The sequence below is a fragment of the Streptomyces inusitatus genome (assembly GCF_014651115.1).
Taxonomy (GTDB): Bacteria; Actinomycetota; Actinomycetes; order Streptomycetales; family Streptomycetaceae; genus Streptomyces; species Streptomyces amakusaensis.
Genome location: NZ_BMWG01000025.1, coordinates 21962 through 37571, shown reverse-complemented (window position 1 = coordinate 37571; position 15610 = coordinate 21962). Strand labels below are relative to the sequence as shown.

The window sequence follows — 15610 nt, the reverse complement described above, 5'->3', positions numbered from 1 at the left end:
GGAGACCGTCAGTCGACCGTCACGACCACCGAGTGCCGGCCGCTGGCCCCGTCGGGGACCGTGCGCGTCCGTTCCGCCGTCTGCACCCGCCCCTCGCCGTCGGTGGCGCGCACGGTGAGGGTGTGCGAGCCGGGGGTGGCCCGCCAGGGCAGGGACCACTGCCGCCAGGTGTCGCGGGTGTCCTGGGCCGCGAGGTCGGCGGGCCGCCACGGGCCGTCGTCGATCCGGACCTCGACCCGTTCCACGCCGCGCCGCTGGGCCCAGGCGACCCCCGCGATCGTCACCGTGCCCGCCCGGGGCCGGGCGAAGGGCTTGGGGGTGTCGATCCGGCACTGGGTCTTGACCGGGGCCCGCCGGGCCCAGCCGCGCTTCACCCAGTACGGGTCGTAAGCGGCGAAGGTGGTCAGCTCCAGCTCCCGGATCCACTTGCACGCCGAGACATAGCCGTACAGCCCCGGCACCACCATCCGGACCGGGAAGCCGTGGGCGAAGGGCAGCGGCTCGCCGTTCATCCCCAGTGCGAGCAGCGCGTCCCGGCCGTCCATGACGTCCTCGACCGGGCTGCCGATGGTCATGCCGTCGACCGAGCGCGCCACCAACTGGTCCGCCGGGCCGCCCCGGGACGGCGGCCGTACCCCGCACTCGGCGAGCAGCTCGGACAGCCGTACGCCGATCCAGCGGGCGTTGCCCGTGTACGGGCCGCCGACCTCGTTGGAGACGCAGGTCAGCGTGATGTGCCGCTCGATCAGCTCGCGCCGGAGCAGATCGTCGTAGGTGAGGGTGAGCGGGCGGGTCACTCCTTCGCCGTGGACGCGCAGCCGCCAGCCGGCGATGTCGACCCGGGGGACGACGAGGGCCGTGTCGACCCGGTAGAAGTCCTTGTTGGGCGTGATGTACGGGCTGAGGCCGGGGGTACGGAGCCGTGCGCCGGGCGGTACGGGGGCGGCGGGCGACCCGGGGGCGGGGAGCGCGATCCGGGCGCGGGAGACGGCGGCGTCCCGGCCGCTCGCCCCGTTGAGCGAACGGCCCAGCGCACCGGCCCCGGTGGAGACGGCGGCGGCGGCCGTGGCGGCGGCGATGAACGCCCGCCGGTCCCAGCCGCCCGTGCCCGCCGTGCCCGCCGGTCCCGCCGCACTCGCACCTTGGCCGGTTCCCGGGAGGCGCGAGGTCAGTACGTACAGGAGCGCCGCTCCGGTCAGACCCCCGGCCAGGGAGGGGAGGGCGTCCGGAAGGCCGGTGGAGTCGGGGCGGGTGGTCGCCGCGAGTGCGCCGAGCGCGCCGAAGAGGAGGACCCCGGCCGCGCCCGTACGGCGGTGGCGGGCGGCGACGGCCCCCAGCGCGAGCGCGAACAGCAGCAGGACGGCGAGGATGCCGAGGACCAGCACCAGCTTGTCGTTCTCGCCGAAGGTGCGGATCGCCCAGTCCTTCAGCGGCGCGGGCGTACGGTCGACGGCCGCGCCGCCGACCGCGACCACCGGCCCCGCCTCGGGCCGTACCGCCGCCGACACCAGCTCGGCCACGCAGAGGGAGAGATACGCGGCGAGCACACCGGACAGCGCGCCGGGCGCGGTGCGCCGCAGCCCGCGTTTCAAGGTCTTCCGCTCCTGGTTCACAGAGGGAATCCGGTGCCGGGCGCGGTCCGGATTGGTCCCGCGCCCGGCGGCCGGAAAGCCCCCGGCTCCCTCAGCCGAACGCGATGGCCATCAGCGGCGCGGACGTCGGCCGGGGCGAACCCCCGGCGGGCTCCACGGTGACGCCCATGCCCTTCGCCCCGTCCACCGGCCCGGCCATCAGGACCGCCTCGGTGGAGCGTTCCGGATCCAGCAGACCGGCCGGCCGCATCGTCCCGGCGTCGTCGTACCAGAGCTGGTAGACCTTGCCGGCGGGCGGTCTGGCCATCCCGTCGGCCGCGAACACGGCCCCGTCCCGCTCCCGCGAGACGACGACCGTGCCGCCCGCGCCGCCGGGCAGCGACGCCCGGTGCGTCCGCGCGTCCGGCGCGCCCAGCACCTCCGCGAGCCGGTCGAGCCGGACGGACGCCGCCCGGGCCCGGTCCTGGGCGCGCTCGGCCTCCTGGTGCTGCCACAGCGCGGCGCCGCCGAGCCCGGCGGCGGCCACCAGACAGGCGGCCGCCACCCAGTGGGACAGCGCGGCGGCCCGGCCCGGGAGGGAGCGCGCGGCCGTACGCCGGAGCGGGGCCGTACGCGGATTCTCCTGCCGGACCGTGCCGATCCGGGCCATGACCGCCGCCTTGAGCCCCGGCGGCGGGGTGACGGAGAGCGCCAGGCCCAGCCGGGCGGCCACGGCGGCCAGCTCCCTGGTCTCCTGGGCGCAGGGGGAACAGCCGGTCAGATGGCGTTCAAAGGCGGTCCGCTCGTCCTCGGGCAGCGCGTGCAGGGCGTACGCGCCGGAGAGCGTGTGGACGTCGACGGCGCTCATACGCTCACCCCCAGGCAGTCGCGGAGCCGGATGAGTCCGTCGCGCAGCCGGGTCTTGACCGTGCCGAGCGGGGTGGAGAGCATGTCGGCGACCTCGCGGTAGGTCAGCCCCCGGTAGTAGGCCAGGGTCAGCGACTCCCGCTGGAGTTCGGTGAGGGTGCGCAGACAGCGCCGTACCTGCTCGCGTTCGAGTCTGGTCTCCACCTCCTCCTGCACCTGGTCGAAGGCCGGGGTGTGCCCCAGCCGGGCGGCCTTCTCGTCGCGCGCCGCCGCCGCGTGGGCCGAGCGGACCCGGTCGACGGCCCTGCGGTGGGCGAGGGTGAGCACCCAGTTCATGACGGTCCCCCGATCGGGGCGGTAGCGGGTGGCGGTGCGCCACGCCTCGGTCAGCACTTCCTGGGCGACTTCCTCGGACTGGGCGGGGTCGCGCAGCACGCTGCGCGCCACCCCGAGCACCGGGCCCGACACCGCGTCGTACAGGGTGGCGAAGGCCTGCTGGTCGCCCCTCGCGACCAGACTCATCAGCTCTTCGAGATCCGGGCCGGTCGAGGGGTTCCGGCCGATATGGACCGCTTCTGGCACGCGGCGTTCCTCTCCAGACAGACGGGATGGTTCCGGGTTATCCGGAGCGGACCGGGCGGCGGATTGGTCGACGAGCCGGCTGGTGGGTCCCAGTCGGCGGGTCGGGGGGCTTGGCCGGGGTCGGGTCGGGGGCGGTCGGTGGTCGGTCGGCAGGTCGGCCCCGCAGGTCCGCCGGTGGTGCCGCCGGGACCGCTGGGGCACAGGGGCGGACGCCTGAGCGCAAACCCCCCGCATTGGTATGGACATGCTCAAGTCACGGAGCTAGCCTCGGACTTGGTCTAGACCTGAACTGCGCCAGCCTGGCACCCTCCACCCCCACCCAGGAGCGAAGCATGCGCAGAAAGATCAGCTCAGCCCTGCTCGGTCTCGGTATCGCCGCCGTCTCCGTACTCGCCACCACCAGCAGCGCGCAGGGCCACGGCTATGTCGACTCTCCCATCAGCAGGCAGCAGCTCTGCGGCAAAGGCACCGTGACCGGCTGCGGTCAGATCGTGTGGGAGCCCCAGAGCGTCGAGGGCCCCAAGGGCTTCCCCGGCAGCGGGCCCGCCGACGGCGCGATCTGCTCCGGCGGCAACGGCCGCTTCTCCGAACTGGACAACCCGCGCGGCGGCGCCTGGCCCGCGACCCAGCTGAGCAGCGGTCAGAGCCACACCTTCACCTGGCGGCTCACCGCGCGCCACAACACGGCCGACTTCCGCTACTACATCACCAAGGACGGCTACGACCCCACGAAGCGGCTCACCCGCGCCGATCTGGAGCCGCAGCCCTTCCTCACCGTGCCGTTCGGCGGAGTCCAGCCGAACGAGACCGTGAGCCACTCGGGCACCCTGCCCCGGAAGTCCGGCAAGCATCTGATCGTCGGCGTGTGGTCCGTCTCCAACACCGGGAACGCCTTCTACGCCTGCTCAGACGTGCGTTTCTGAGCGAAAGCACCGCCCGCGCACCCCGTGCCCCGGCTCCCGCGCCGGGGCACGGTCCCGCGCCATCGACCGGGATGCGGCCCCGGGCCCGCACCCCATAATGGACAAACGGGGGCAGCGGGAAACGAGGCCAGCCATGACCAAGGCCAAGGACGGCCCGGGCGCGCACCCACCGCACCCGACACCCCGAGAGCGGGCGGACCGGGGCCGGGCGGCACGCAAGGCGTCCCCCAGATCGGCCCACGCGGAGTTCGCCCCCGCCACAGGGCGGCCCGACCCGGTGGACCTGATCGAGGAGCAGTCGGCCGTAAGGGTGCCGGAGCTGGTCCCCATCCGCTACGGACGGATGTCGGAGTCACCGTTCCGCTTCTATCGGGGCGCTGCCGCGATCATGGCGAACGATCTGGCCGCCTCGACCCCGGACTCCGGCATCACCGCCCAGCTGTGCGGAGACGCCCATCTGCTGAACTTCCGGCTGCTCGGCTCCCCCGAACGCCGGCTGGTGTTCGACATCAACGACTTCGACGAGACCCTCCCCGGCCCCTGGGAGTGGGACGTCAAACGGCTCGCCACCAGCCTCGTCATCGCAGGCCGGGAGAACGGCTACCCGGCGAAGGAGCGGGCCGCCATCGTCCGCGCGGCCGTAGGGGCCTATCGCACCCGGATGCGGGCGTACGCGGGCATGGGCAATCTGGCGGTCTGGTACGACCGCGCCGACATGGAGGAGCTCCAGGCCGTCGCGGCCGGGCGGCTCGGCTCCCGGGGGCGGACCCGGCTCGGCCGGGCCATGGCGAAGGCCCGTACCCGCGACAGTCTCAAGGCCTTCGGAAAGCTCACCCGCCTGGTCGACGGCGAGCGCCGGTTCGCCGCCGACCCGCCGCTGCTCGTGCCGGTCGACGACCTGCTGGAGGGGGTGGAGCGGCACCGCTTCGTCCGGGAGCTGCACGGCCTCGTCGAGCGCTACGCCCGGACCCTGTCCACCGAGCGCCGCCATCTGCTCAGCCAATACCGCTTCGCCGACATCGCCCGCAAGGTCGTGGGCGTCGGCAGCGTCGGAACCCGCTGCTGGGTCCTGCTGCTCCTCGGCAAGGACGACGAGGACCCGCTGATCCTCCAGGCCAAGGAGGCCGGCGAATCGGTGCTCGCCGCCCATGTGGGGGCGAGCGAGTACGACAACCAGGGCCGGCGGGTGGTCGCGGGGCAGCGGCTCATGCAGGCCGTCGGCGATGTGTTCCTCGGCTGGGACCGGGTCACGGGCCTCGACTCCGTGCGGCGCGACTTCTACGTACGCCAGCTGCACGACTGGAAGGGCATCGTGGACGCGCAGATCATGGTCCCGCGCGGTATGCGCGTCTTCGGCGAACTCTGCGGCCAGACCCTGGCCCGCGCCCACGCCCGCTCCGGCGACCGGATCGCGATCGCGGCCTATCTGGGCTCGGGCGACGTCTTCGACCGCGCGCTGAGCGAGTTCGCGGAGAGCTATGCCGACCAGAACGAACGCGACCACGCGGCGCTGGTGAACGCCGCCGCGACGGGCCGGGTGACGGCCACGCCGGGCTGAGCCGGGCACGGGGGAGGTACGGGGGGACGGGGGGACGGGGGTACGGACGTGTGTACGGAGGCGGGCGTAGCGTTTGGCGCGTACCCGATCGCCTGCGAGGAGAGCCGACGTTTGACCGAGGAGGAGTTCGCCGAGTTCTACACGCGCTCGGTCCACCGGCTCACGGGCCAGCTCTATGTGATGACCGGCGATTTCCACGAGGCCCAGGACGTGGTCCAGGAGGCCTTCGTCCGCGCCTGGGACAGACGCCGTCAGCTGGAACGGGACCTCGGCCCCGAGGCCTGGGTGCGGACCGTGGCCTGGCGGCTCGCGGTGAGCCGGTGGCGGCGGGTGGTGCGCGGGCAGCGCGCGTGGAGCAGGCGCACCGACCCGCTGGCGAGCGACGGGCCGGAGCCGGGCATGGTGGACGTGGGCCGCGCGCTGCGCCGGATGCCGCCCAGGCAGCGGCAGTGCGCGGCGCTCTTCTATGTCTGCGATCTCTCCGTGGAGCAGGTGGCGGCCGAGACCAGACTCTCGACCGGCACCGTCAAGACCCATCTCTCCAGGGCCCGCGCCAAACTCGCCGATTCCCTCGAACACCCTTCGCACTCCGGGGAGAGCAGTGAAGTCTGACCACGACGACTGGGTGACCGCCGAGCTGCGGCGGGCCGCCGACCGGGCCGCGCGGCGGGCCCGGCCGACGGGCGTCCCGGCGATCGCCGCGAGAGCGCGCGCCCACCGCCGCCGGCGGCGGCTCGCGGTGTCCGGGGCGGGCGTCCTGTGCGCGGCGGCCTCGCTGGCCGCGCTGCTGATCCCGGGCGGCGGCGGGACCGCCCCCGGGCCGCCGACGATGCCGGCGGACATCCCGGTCACGGCGAACCCCCTGCCCGCCCCGGAGACCGGCCCGCCCACGCCCTCGCGCGGGACCGCCGCGCCGGAGGCGAGTCTGTCGCTCCCGCCCGAGGGGCGTAAGCCGTCGCCTACGCAGAGCCCGCCGCCCGTCGGAACGGCCACGGCTCCGACCACCCCGACCGCTCCGACCACCCCGGAGGCCCCGGAGGCCCCGGAGCACAGCCCGACACCCTGACCCTGCTCGATGTGACGCGCGTCTCATATGTCAACCCCGTCCGCGCTCCCCCGCGTAAGGCCGGAAGAACCTGACCTTGCGAGGAGCCGATGGCCAACCAGACTCAGACCGACCTCCGCCCGCCCCCTGCCCCGGCCCCGGCCCCGGTCCCGGCCCCGCTGCCCCGGCCCGCGCGGCGGACCGAGGGACGGACCGGGGTGCGGACCGGCGTACGCGCCGGGGCCCGGCACACGGGCCTCGCCCGTACGGCGTGGAGTGTGCTGGCGGTCTACGCCGTGAGCACGGCCGTCCATCTCCTGGTCCTCGCGGCGATGACCGCGCCGCACGGCCCCGGGGTCCGGGAGCGGCTGGTGGCCTGGGACGGGCTGCTCTACATATCCATAGCCGAGGACGGCTACCCCCACGGTCTGACCCGCGATCAGGACGGCGAGCTGACAGGCAACAACCTCGCCTTCTTCCCGCTCTTCCCGCTGCTGGCCCGGTGGCTGCACCGGCTGACCGGCATCGACGCCGGCTCGGCCGCCCTCCTCGTCGCGCATCTCTCCCTGCTGGGCGCGCTCCTCGCCGTGCACCGGCTGCTGATCCGGCTGTACGGCCCGCGCACCGCGACCATCGGCCTCGTCCTGCTGGCGGGGGCCCAGCCCATGGCCCTCACCTTCCTGATGGCCTACAGCGAGTCCCTCTTCCTCGCGCTCGCCGCCGCGTCCCTCCTCTTCGCCCACCGCCGGCACTGGCTCACCGCCGGCGCCCTGGCCCTCCTCGCCGGCCTCACCCGCCCCGCCGCCCTCGCCCTGGTCCTCGCCCTCGCCTGCGCCGTCCTCCTGGAGATCCGCCGCACGGGCCGCCTCTCCCGGCGCCCCCTCGCCGCCCTCGCCCTCGCCTGCTCGGGCACCCCCGCCTATCTGGCCTGGGTCGGCAATCGCTCCGGCCAGCTCAACGCCTGGTTCGAGATCCAGCAGGCCGGCTGGGGCACCCACTGGGACAACGGCGCGGCCTTCGCCGACTTCCTCACCGGCGCCTTCCTCCGCAGCGGCGAATGGGTCCCCCTCAGCACCGCCGTCCTCCTCATCGCCGCCGTCTGCGCCACCGCCCTCGCCTGGCGCCGCGACGCCTGGCCCCCGCTCCTCGTCTACGGCACGACCGTGCTCGTCCTGACCCTGGGCCAGAGCAACTTCTACCACTCCAAACTCCGCCTCCTCGTCCCCGCCGTCCTCTTCCTCATCCCCCTCGCCCGGGCCCTGGCCCGGGCGAGCGACCGCAGCGTGGTCGTCGTCCTCACCATGTCGACGCTCTTCGGCAGCTGGTACGGGGCGCACATGCTCACGACATGGCGGTACGCGATCTGAGCGGCGGGGCGACCGGCGCGGACGCCGGGTGCCCGGGTGCCCGGGTGCCCGGGTGCCCGGGTGCCCGGGTGCCCGGGTGCCCGGGTGCCCGGGACCCTGCCGAACGGGGGCGATTCACCCCGTACTCACAGCTTGTGGGCCGCCCGGCGGTTGCCGGCACAGGTTTGTCCGCCATACTGCTCGCCGTGGAGCAGAAGCACATAGGACCGAGCAGCCCGCCGACCCACGCGGCCGGAGTCGACCCGGCGTTCATCCCCGGGCTCATGCCCGCGCGCCCCGCCGAGGAGCCCGAGGACCGGGTGCCCGGGGCGCCGGAAGTGCCCGAGGCGGCCGAGGTGTCCGAGGAGCCCGAGGCGGACAGTGCGCCGGAGGGGGAGCCGGAGGAGGCCGTCGCGGAGGCGGAAGGGGCCGATGGCGGGCCTGTCTTCGAGGTGTCGGACCGGCGGGGCGCGATCGTGGCGGACCGGGGCGGAGTGGTGTTCCGGCTGGACACGGAGGAGGCGCGGTTCGGGTGGGGTGAGATCAAGGCGGTGGAGTTCGACACGCCGAGATTCGGCCGTCGCTTCAGTGTGACGGTCTACACCTCGCCCCAGCGGTGGTTCCAGAACGAGGTGGAGGCGCCGTCGAGGGCCGACCTCAAGACGTGGTCGCGGGAGCTGGACGCGGTGCTGGACGTCCGTTTCGACGACGGCGAGAAGAAGCAGGACTGAGCCTTCAGCGCCGAAGCGGTGCGGTCACCGGGGAGCCCGGGCCGTACGGCGGCGGCTGCGGAGGCCGTTGCGGCGTGCTCGGGGCTGTCGGGGCTCGGGAGCGTTCAGGGTCTCCGGCGGGTCCGGCGGGTCCGGGGTGATGCCGAGGCGTTTCAGCCGGTCGAAGTCGGCGGTGTCGATCTGTTCGAGGATCTCCAGCTGGCTCTGGAGCGCGGCGAGCCGGCGGGCGGGGTCGCCGTGGCGGCGCAGGGCGTCGGCGGTGGTGATGTGGTGGCGGGCGAGGGCGATTTTGAGGCTGCGGCTCTCCAGGATCATGCGGTAGACGGTCTCCTCGGCGAGGGCGTCCTGGACGGATCTGACGGGGCGGGTGAAGAACAGGGTGACGATCTGGCCCGCGCCCAGCAGCCCGGCGAGCGCCGGGATCTGCCAGCCGAAGCGGTGCGGGAAGAGGACGCTCAGCACGGAGAGCAGGAGCGAGATCAGTAGCAGCCCCGCCCCGAGGCCGAGGAGGAATCTGCTGGCGAAGCCGATGGTGAGCCGGGCCCGGCGGAGTCGTTCCGAGGACTGGTCGCGGTAGTCGCGGAGCCGGGCGTCCTCGTAGGAGAGGACGCTCTGCCGGTCGCGGAGGTACGCGGAGTGGCTCGCGTACGGGGAAGGCCCGGCCCGGGGGAGGCGCCGGGTGTCCTCCGGGCGGGAGCCCAGGAAGCGGGCGGTGGCGGTCAGAGAGGTCATGATCTCGACGCGGAGCACCCGTTCGCAGAAGCCGAGCGCGTCGAGGTGGTGCTCCAGGGTCCGGCCGGCGGTGAGCGGGTCGCAGACGGCGAGGCGGCGGACGCCGTAGCGGGAGCGGATGCCGGTCAGCAGCAGCTGGATCTTGATGTCGGTGAGGACGCCGATCACCACGACATGGGCGGTCTCGGCGCGCCCGTCGCCGAGCAGCCGGTCGAGCAGCCCGGTCAGCGCCGAGCGCTCTCCCGGTGTGGGGACGCCGCCTTCGGCGTGCTGGAAGTCGAAGAGGGTGTCGGAGAGGACATGGTGGACCTGGAGCAGGCCGTTCCGGCCGCCTTCGGGCTCGGCGGGGTCGAGCAGCTCGCCGAGGCCGTCGAGGTAGCGCGCGCCCCAGGTGCCCGCCTCGCAGTGGGCTCCGTACTGGCGTCGTTCGAGGTCGTACGCCTCTCCCGGGAGGTGCCAGTCGCGGATGTTGACCAGGTGGAGCACTCCGTCGCCGCGACCGCGCGTCCGGGAGCCGACGGTGGCGTCGAGGAACCGGGCGAGGGGGGAGCGGGCGAGCTGGGCGCGGGTCAGGGGGCCCCGGAGGGGGGCGGTGGTCCCGTCGCCGCCGAGCAGCAGTTTGGAGACCGCGCCGTCGGGCAGTGCGAGGCCGCACTCCGGGTTGAGGAAGAAGTCGTTCTGGAGGCACTGGGTGATCAGGATGTAGTGCGGCGGTGCCGGTGTCGGCGTACTCATCGTCACGTAGCTCCTTCGCGGTCGGTCGCTCGCGTCGCTCGCGTCGCCGGCGTCGCTCGCGGTCAGCGCGGCAGCAGCGGCCACTGGCGGGACAGCCGCATCGCGGCCTCCGTGACCGCCGGGTCGCCGGACTCGCCCGCGACCCCGTCGAGATAGGCGTGGGCCGCCGCCTCGTACAGATCGGCCACGGCGTCCAGCCGGGCGTCCTGGGCGGCGCGGCGGGCGGTCAGCCGGGCGGGCAGCGCGGCCTCGGCCTGCTTGGCGCGCTCCGCGCCGGCGGCGTCCTCCTCGGTCTCCCGCTCCAGTCTCCGCAGTTGTTCGGCGTTGTCGCGGTAGGCCCCGAGATAGGGGTGCTCGTCGCCGAGGCCGAGCAGGAAGGCGATGCCGCCGGAGAGCAGCAGCAGGGCGATGAACATGAGCGAGACGCTGTCGGGCGAGAGATTGAGCGACTCGGCCAGGCTCGGCGGGGTGATCGCCTCCACGTCGGGCGAGACCACCAGCGGCTGCTCCTCGCGGAAGACGAGTTTGGAGCGCAGCTCGCCCAGGGTCCAGGCGCCGTATCCCCAGGCCCCGACGAGCGCCAGGGCGGGGATCGCCGCGAGCCGGATCGCGCCGGTGGCCGAGCGGCGGCGGAGGATCCGGCCGGCGATGTGCGGGGCGAGGATCATCACCGTGGAGACGGCGAGGGTGAGGCTGACGGAGAGTACGGCGGCGAGGTCGCCGGTGCCGTGGAGCTGCTGGAAGACGACGTAGTAGACGGGGAGTTCGACCAGGGCGAGCAGTCCGAGGAGTCCGGCGCGGCCCCGGCGGGACATGCCCGGGCGGGCGGTGGCTCCCTCCCAGGCGGCCCGCGCGCCGAGCGCGTGCGCGCCGGAGCCGGAGTCGGCACCGAAGCCGGCACCGAAGTCGGGGTCGGCGGCGCGGCCCTGGTCGTCGGGGAGCGCCTGCCAGCGGGGGCGGCCGTGGCCCGCGGTCTCGTCGGGGCCGTCGGGGCCAGTGGGGCCAGTGGGGGTGCTGAGGGCGGCGGCGCGGGCCCGGCGGGCGTCGAACCCGGCCCGGACCCGGTCGCGGAAGGCGTTCCAGCGGTCGGCCCGCCGGGCGAGCCGGTCGAGCTGGCCGACGGCCACGGCCTGGCGCTCCTCCAGCCGTGCCCGGCGGACGCCCGCGCGGATCAGCCGCTCGTCGGCCGCCGCGGCCGCCGCCCGTACCCGGCTCGCCTCCAGGGCGGCGTCCTCGTCGGCCCGCGCGTCCTCGGCGGCGAGCTGTCGGCGTACCCGGTCCCGCAGGCTCGCCAGCTCGGCGAAGTAGGGCACCCGGTCGGGGCTGTTGAGCACCCAGGGGTCGAAGACGCGCCGGGAGGCCGCCTTCGCGCCGAGGCTCCGGGCCCGGTCCAGCAGCCGGGCGGAGTCCCGGGCGCGTACGGCGTCGGGCTCGACGGGCCCGGGCTGCGGCAGGGAGCCGTCGGGGAAGCGGCGGGGGCCGCTGCGGTCCCGGCCCCGGCCCCGGCGGTCCCGGCCCTGGTCCCGGCGGTCGGGGCGGCGGACCCGGAGGCGGCGGGGCTCCTCGCCGTCAACGGTAGGTGGTGTGGACACGGGCCTTCATCCTCCCTTCCAGCAGCTCTGTCCAGAAGGCGTCGAACTGCCGGTAGCGCGAGGTCTTGGTGTCGAACTTCATTCCGTAGCCGACCGGATGGATGTCCGCGCCCGCCAGATCCGGGATGTCGTGGGACTTCAGCAGCGTGTCCACGGCGGCCTCGCGGCGGGCCCCGGTGCTCAGGTCCTGGCGTCCCAGCCGGAATTCGGGGTCGTTCTGCTGGAAGTCGCTGACCACGAGCAGCGAGAAGGACCGGTCCTCGCCGGAGGGCCGGGAGAGCGCGATCCGGGCGAGTCCGCCGATGACGTCGGAGCCGGGCTCCTCCTTCTGCGCGCACTTCAGCAGCTTGCGCGCGCCGGTGAGCGCGGCGGCGCGCAGCGCGGTCCTGGTGCGGTCCCGGTCGGCGGTCCCCGGCAGGTCGGGGTCGAGGTCGATCTCGGAGATCTGGCACTTGGAGGCCTGGGAGACCCGGGTGATGGGGGCGAAGTAGGCGGTGCGGCACTCGTTGTCGGCGAGGAACTTCTCCAGTTTGGCGCGGAGTTTGGCCTCGGCGTCGAAGCCGTCCTTGGTGGCGGCGGCCGATCCCGAGCCGTCGACGACGACCCCGCAGGCGCGGGTGTGGCGCTCCGGTTCGTCGTTGAGTCCGCAGGAGACGGTGGCGGTCAGGGGGAGTACGAGCGCCAGCGCCGCGGGAAGGGTCCGGCGGGCGGCCCTCCCGAGAGCGGCGGAACGGCGGTGCGGATGCGGGCGAGGGTTCATCGGGCGGTCCTCCCCCCGGCGGAGCCGGAGTTCTGTCGGTCGAGGATGCGCAGGGCGCGGGAGGTCGCCGTACCGGCGTCCGCGTCGTCGTCCAGCAGCCAGGTCTCCGGCCGCCGCCAGCTCTCGTCCAGCTCCATCCGGCCGGGCAGCCAGTCCGGCCCCGGCCCCCGGCCGAGCCGGGAGAGCTGCTGATGGGAGGCGCACAAGCCCTCCCAGTAGCAGGCGAGTTGCTGATTGGACCGGTCGACGACCGCCTGGGCCCGGGAGCGGCACACATCGGTGCTGGTACGCCACTGGCCCACCCAGTGGCCGTAGCGGGCCAGCGCGGCGGGCATCGGGTCCAGGCGCACGTCGTACTGGGTGACGACCCGTACGGACTCCGCGCGCAGCCGGGTGAGCAGGCCGTGCTCCCGGCGGATCAGTGTGGCGCGCAGCTGTTCGGTGGCGCGGCGGGCGGTCTGACGCACCACGGTCACATAGGGGGTCAGCAGGACGGGATCGGTGTCGGGCAGGACGGCGAGAGGGACGGGCACGGCACCGATGCCGGTGCCGGTGCCGGTGCCGATCCCGGGCGGGGCCGCGCCCGCCGCCGCGAGCGGCACCCGGGGGACGCCCCGGGCCCCGTCGCGCCTGCCGCGCCGGGCGGCGGCGGTGCGGGCGAAGGGGCCGAGGGCGCCCTGCCGGGCGACCGTGTTGACGCTGTCGGATCTGATCATGGATTTCTTTCCCCCGTTTTTCCCCGGCGGTGAATTCCACGCCGCCGGACTGAGAGGTGTTCGCCGTTCTCGCACACGCCGGACGGAGACTGTCGCGCGATACCGCCCCCACGGGAACGCGAACGGGAGTTCGGCTCTGATCCGGACCGGACAGGGATCCGGTGTTCCGTCTCCGCCCCCGGCGGAGTCACCGTCGGGCGGTGGCGACAACTGGCAGGAGCGTAGCGGAGGTTTCCCCCTTCCGTACCCGTGAACGCCCCTTTTCCGTAACCCTCCCGAAGTCGCCCGGAAGCCGACCGGAGAACGCCCGTACCGGCGTCCCGGAGCGGGCCATACTGAAATGGTTCCGGGGCCGGAGTTCTGCCGATCATGGAATTGGGGGAACACGGCGGCCGGGGAAAGGGAGAGGCCGGATGGACGGAGTCATCGGACCCGGCGGATCCGCCGAAAGGAATGGGACCACAGGGGAATTAGAAACTGGTGGGGCTGCCCTTGCGAAAGGGGCTGCTGGGGCTTCGCTGCGGATCAGCGGGACGCATTTCCCGGTACGGACCCTGGGGCCGGGCCGCCGGTTCGTCGTCTGGCTCCAGGGGTGCGCCCTGGCCTGTCCGGGCTGTATGTCCCGGCACACCTGGGACCCGCTGGGCGGCTCCGGCCACCCGGTGCCGTCCCTGCTGGCGCTCTGGCGCGCGGCGCTGGCCGCCGGGGCCGACGGGCTGACCGTCAGCGGCGGCGAGCCGCTGGATCAGCCGGCCGGGCTCGGCGCGCTGCTCGCGGGGGCCGCCGCGATCCGGGACGAGGCGCTCGCGGCGGGCTCCCGGGCCGCCGATCTCCTCCTCTACACGGGGTACGAGGACGAGGAGATCGACCGGAATCCGTCGCGCACGGCCGCCGTTCGCCTCGCGGACGCCCTGGTGACCGGGCGCTTCCGGATCGCCGAGCCGACCGCGCTGGTGTGGCGGGGCTCGGCGAACCAGCGGCTGCGGCCGCGCACGGAGCTGGGGCGGGCGCGGTACGCGGCGCATCTGGAGCGGACCGACGAGGGCCCCCGACTACAGACCCATCTGGCCGAGGGAGAGAGCGATGTACGGCTGTACGGGGTGCCCCTGCGCGGTGAACTCGCCGCGCTGGAAAGGCGGCTGGCCCGCGCGGGGATCCGGCTCGACAGGCGCAGCTGGCGACCGTAGGCCGTGTCCCGCCGGGAGCCCCCGGGGCCGCGCGGGGGCTTCAGAGCGCGCCGACGGCCCGCGCCATCTCCCGGTCCCGGACCACCATGTGCACCTGCCGGTCCGGGTCCCGGGCCAGCTCGTCGCGGATCGCCCAGCGCAGCCAGGTCGCGCTGACCACGGGCGTCAGCCCGCCGCGGCCCGCGCCGAGCAGCGGGAAGCAGAGCGAGGAGAGCCGGCGGCCCTCCCTCGCCTCCTCCTCGCGGGCGAGCGCGAAGCAGGAGGCCACCGCGCGGGCGATGCTCTCCGGCCCGACCCGGTAGGTGTCCTCGTAGGGCGTGGCCACCGCCGCGTGGTAGATCCGCCGCACCCCGCGCGCGGCCAGCGCCCCCGGCGAGGTGGGCACCACGGTGCCCGAGCGCACCGGCAGCCCCGGGCGGCCGTTGGCGCGCAGCCAGTCCCCCAGCTCCCGGACGAGGACGTCGTCCACGATCTCCCCGGCCGGGTCGCGCACGGCGGCGGCCAGCCGGAGCGAGCCGGAGACCGTGGGGCGGAAGGTCTTGGACATCTCCAGATAGACGTTCTCCGAGGAGACGAGGATGTCGATGTCCCGCAGCAGCTCTATGGGAGAGACATGGAGCGTGAAGCTGGTGGAGGCGTCCACCGGCACCCGCTCGACCCGCAGCGGCGGTTCGAGACCGGCGGTCCTGAGGCCGCCGCCCCTGTTCTGGCCCGTGAAGGCGGGGGCCGGCTCCCGCACCGGATTCCGCAGCACGGCCAGCACCGCCTCCGCGAGCTGCTGGACGACCTGCGGCTCCTGGTGCTTGCGGAACCGCTCGGGGGTCACCCCGTACACCCCCGCCGCCGCCTTGCGGCGCTCATAGGCCGGGTCTCCCCGGCGGTCGGGGAGCAGCCCGAAGGCGTGGGCCGCGGCGCGGCCGAGGAGATCCTTCTCGCCGAGCCGCCGGACGGCCTCCCCGAGCAGCGCCTCGATGCCCGCCGGGACGCTGTCGGGGCCCGCGCTGAAGCCTCCGGCGAGGGCGGCCGCGCGCAGCGCCGGAAAGTCGGCCCCGCGCAGTCCGGCCAGGCCGATGCGGCGCAGTATCCGCAGTTCGTCGATGAGTTGGTCGTAGGAGGGGAGACTGACGGGCGACTGCTCCTGACTCATGGCGACCAGGCTAGCGAGCACGCGCTGCCGGGGCGATGGTTTCGCGCTACGGGACCGTACGGATTCGCACCCGCCGCGACCGGGCCGCCGCTCGGCCCCGTAGCACAGGCGGCTCCCG

At 74.4% G+C, this 15610-nt stretch carries 15 protein-coding genes; 7 read left to right on the top strand and 8 right to left on the bottom strand.

Translation table 11 applies throughout. The features are described 5' to 3' along the window. Positions 1-8: 8 nt before the first annotated feature. The 3 genes from IE247_RS28625 to IE247_RS28615 all read right to left on the bottom strand — a co-directional run bounded on the left by IE247_RS28625 (position 9) and on the right by IE247_RS28615 (position 3020). Positions 9-1592 (bottom strand): sulfite oxidase, encoded by a 1584-nt coding sequence (locus IE247_RS28625; RefSeq protein WP_229869412.1) that lies wholly within the window; start codon positions 1590-1592, stop codon positions 9-11. Positions 1593-1683: 91 nt separating this feature from the next. Beyond that, a complete protein-coding gene (locus IE247_RS28620) occupies positions 1684-2439 on the bottom strand; it encodes an anti-sigma factor (protein WP_190126216.1) in 756 nt (251 codons plus the stop codon). Then, on the bottom strand, positions 2436-3020 hold the full coding sequence (locus tag IE247_RS28615) for a sigma-70 family RNA polymerase sigma factor (RefSeq protein WP_190126215.1): 585 nt from the start codon (positions 3018-3020) through the stop codon (positions 2436-2438). Before IE247_RS28615 ends, IE247_RS28620 begins: the two co-directional genes overlap by 4 nt. 332 nt (positions 3021-3352) lie before the next feature. Here IE247_RS28615 and IE247_RS28610 point away from each other — a divergent pair, with 332 nt between their 5' ends. The 6 genes from IE247_RS28610 to IE247_RS28585 all read left to right on the top strand — a co-directional run bounded on the left by IE247_RS28610 (position 3353) and on the right by IE247_RS28585 (position 8623). After that, the gene (locus IE247_RS28610) at positions 3353-3943 is read left to right on the top strand and encodes a lytic polysaccharide monooxygenase auxiliary activity family 9 protein (RefSeq protein WP_190126214.1); all 591 of its coding nucleotides are present in this window, start codon (positions 3353-3355) and stop codon (positions 3941-3943) included. 133 nt (positions 3944-4076) lie between these two features. Then, positions 4077-5501, top strand: a complete 1425-nt coding sequence (locus tag IE247_RS28605; RefSeq protein WP_190126213.1) for a DUF2252 domain-containing protein — start codon at positions 4077-4079, stop codon at positions 5499-5501. Between the two features lie 111 nt (positions 5502-5612). Then, positions 5613-6113, top strand: a complete 501-nt coding sequence (locus tag IE247_RS28600) for a SigE family RNA polymerase sigma factor (protein ID WP_190126212.1) — start codon at positions 5613-5615, stop codon at positions 6111-6113. Further along, entirely contained in the window at positions 6103-6567 is a 465-nt protein-coding gene (locus IE247_RS28595; protein ID WP_190126211.1) for a hypothetical protein, read from the top strand. The genes IE247_RS28600 and IE247_RS28595 overlap by 11 nt, the downstream gene beginning before the upstream one ends. 89 nt (positions 6568-6656) lie before the next feature. Further along, positions 6657-7913, top strand: a complete 1257-nt coding sequence (locus IE247_RS28590) for a hypothetical protein (protein WP_229869411.1) — start codon at positions 6657-6659, stop codon at positions 7911-7913. Positions 7914-8098: 185 nt separating this feature from the next. Beyond that, a complete protein-coding gene (locus tag IE247_RS28585) occupies positions 8099-8623 on the top strand; it encodes a hypothetical protein (RefSeq protein WP_190126210.1) in 525 nt (174 codons plus the stop codon). A gap of 24 nt (positions 8624-8647) precedes the next feature. Here the strand turns inward: IE247_RS28585 and IE247_RS28580 are convergent, their stop codons facing one another. The 4 genes from IE247_RS28580 to IE247_RS28565 all read right to left on the bottom strand — a co-directional run bounded on the left by IE247_RS28580 (position 8648) and on the right by IE247_RS28565 (position 13158). Then, positions 8648-10090 (bottom strand): hypothetical protein, encoded by a 1443-nt coding sequence (locus IE247_RS28580; RefSeq protein ID WP_190126209.1) that lies wholly within the window; start codon positions 10088-10090, stop codon positions 8648-8650. A 62-nt stretch (positions 10091-10152) separates the two neighbouring features. Next, entirely contained in the window at positions 10153-11682 is a 1530-nt protein-coding gene (locus IE247_RS28575) for a hypothetical protein (protein WP_190126208.1), read from the bottom strand. Beyond that, on the bottom strand, positions 11660-12442 hold the full coding sequence (locus tag IE247_RS28570; protein WP_190126207.1) for a hypothetical protein: 783 nt from the start codon (positions 12440-12442) through the stop codon (positions 11660-11662). Before IE247_RS28570 ends, IE247_RS28575 begins: the two co-directional genes overlap by 23 nt. After that, positions 12439-13158 carry a hypothetical protein gene (locus IE247_RS28565; RefSeq protein ID WP_190126206.1) on the bottom strand — a complete coding sequence of 240 codons (720 nt, stop codon included), beginning with the start codon at positions 13156-13158 and terminating at the stop codon, positions 12439-12441. The genes IE247_RS28570 and IE247_RS28565 overlap by 4 nt, the downstream gene beginning before the upstream one ends. 518 nt (positions 13159-13676) lie before the next feature. On the opposite strand from IE247_RS28565, the gene IE247_RS28560 reads away from it, so the two are divergent. Beyond that, on the top strand, positions 13677-14345 hold the full coding sequence (locus IE247_RS28560; RefSeq protein ID WP_229869417.1) for a 4Fe-4S cluster-binding domain-containing protein: 669 nt from the start codon (positions 13677-13679) through the stop codon (positions 14343-14345). Between the two features lie 40 nt (positions 14346-14385). Here the strand turns inward: IE247_RS28560 and IE247_RS28555 are convergent, their stop codons facing one another. Continuing rightward, complete coding sequence (locus tag IE247_RS28555) at positions 14386-15492, bottom strand: macro domain-containing protein (RefSeq protein ID WP_190126204.1); 1107 nt, start codon at positions 15490-15492, stop codon at positions 14386-14388. Between the last annotated feature and the right edge of the window lie 118 nt (positions 15493-15610).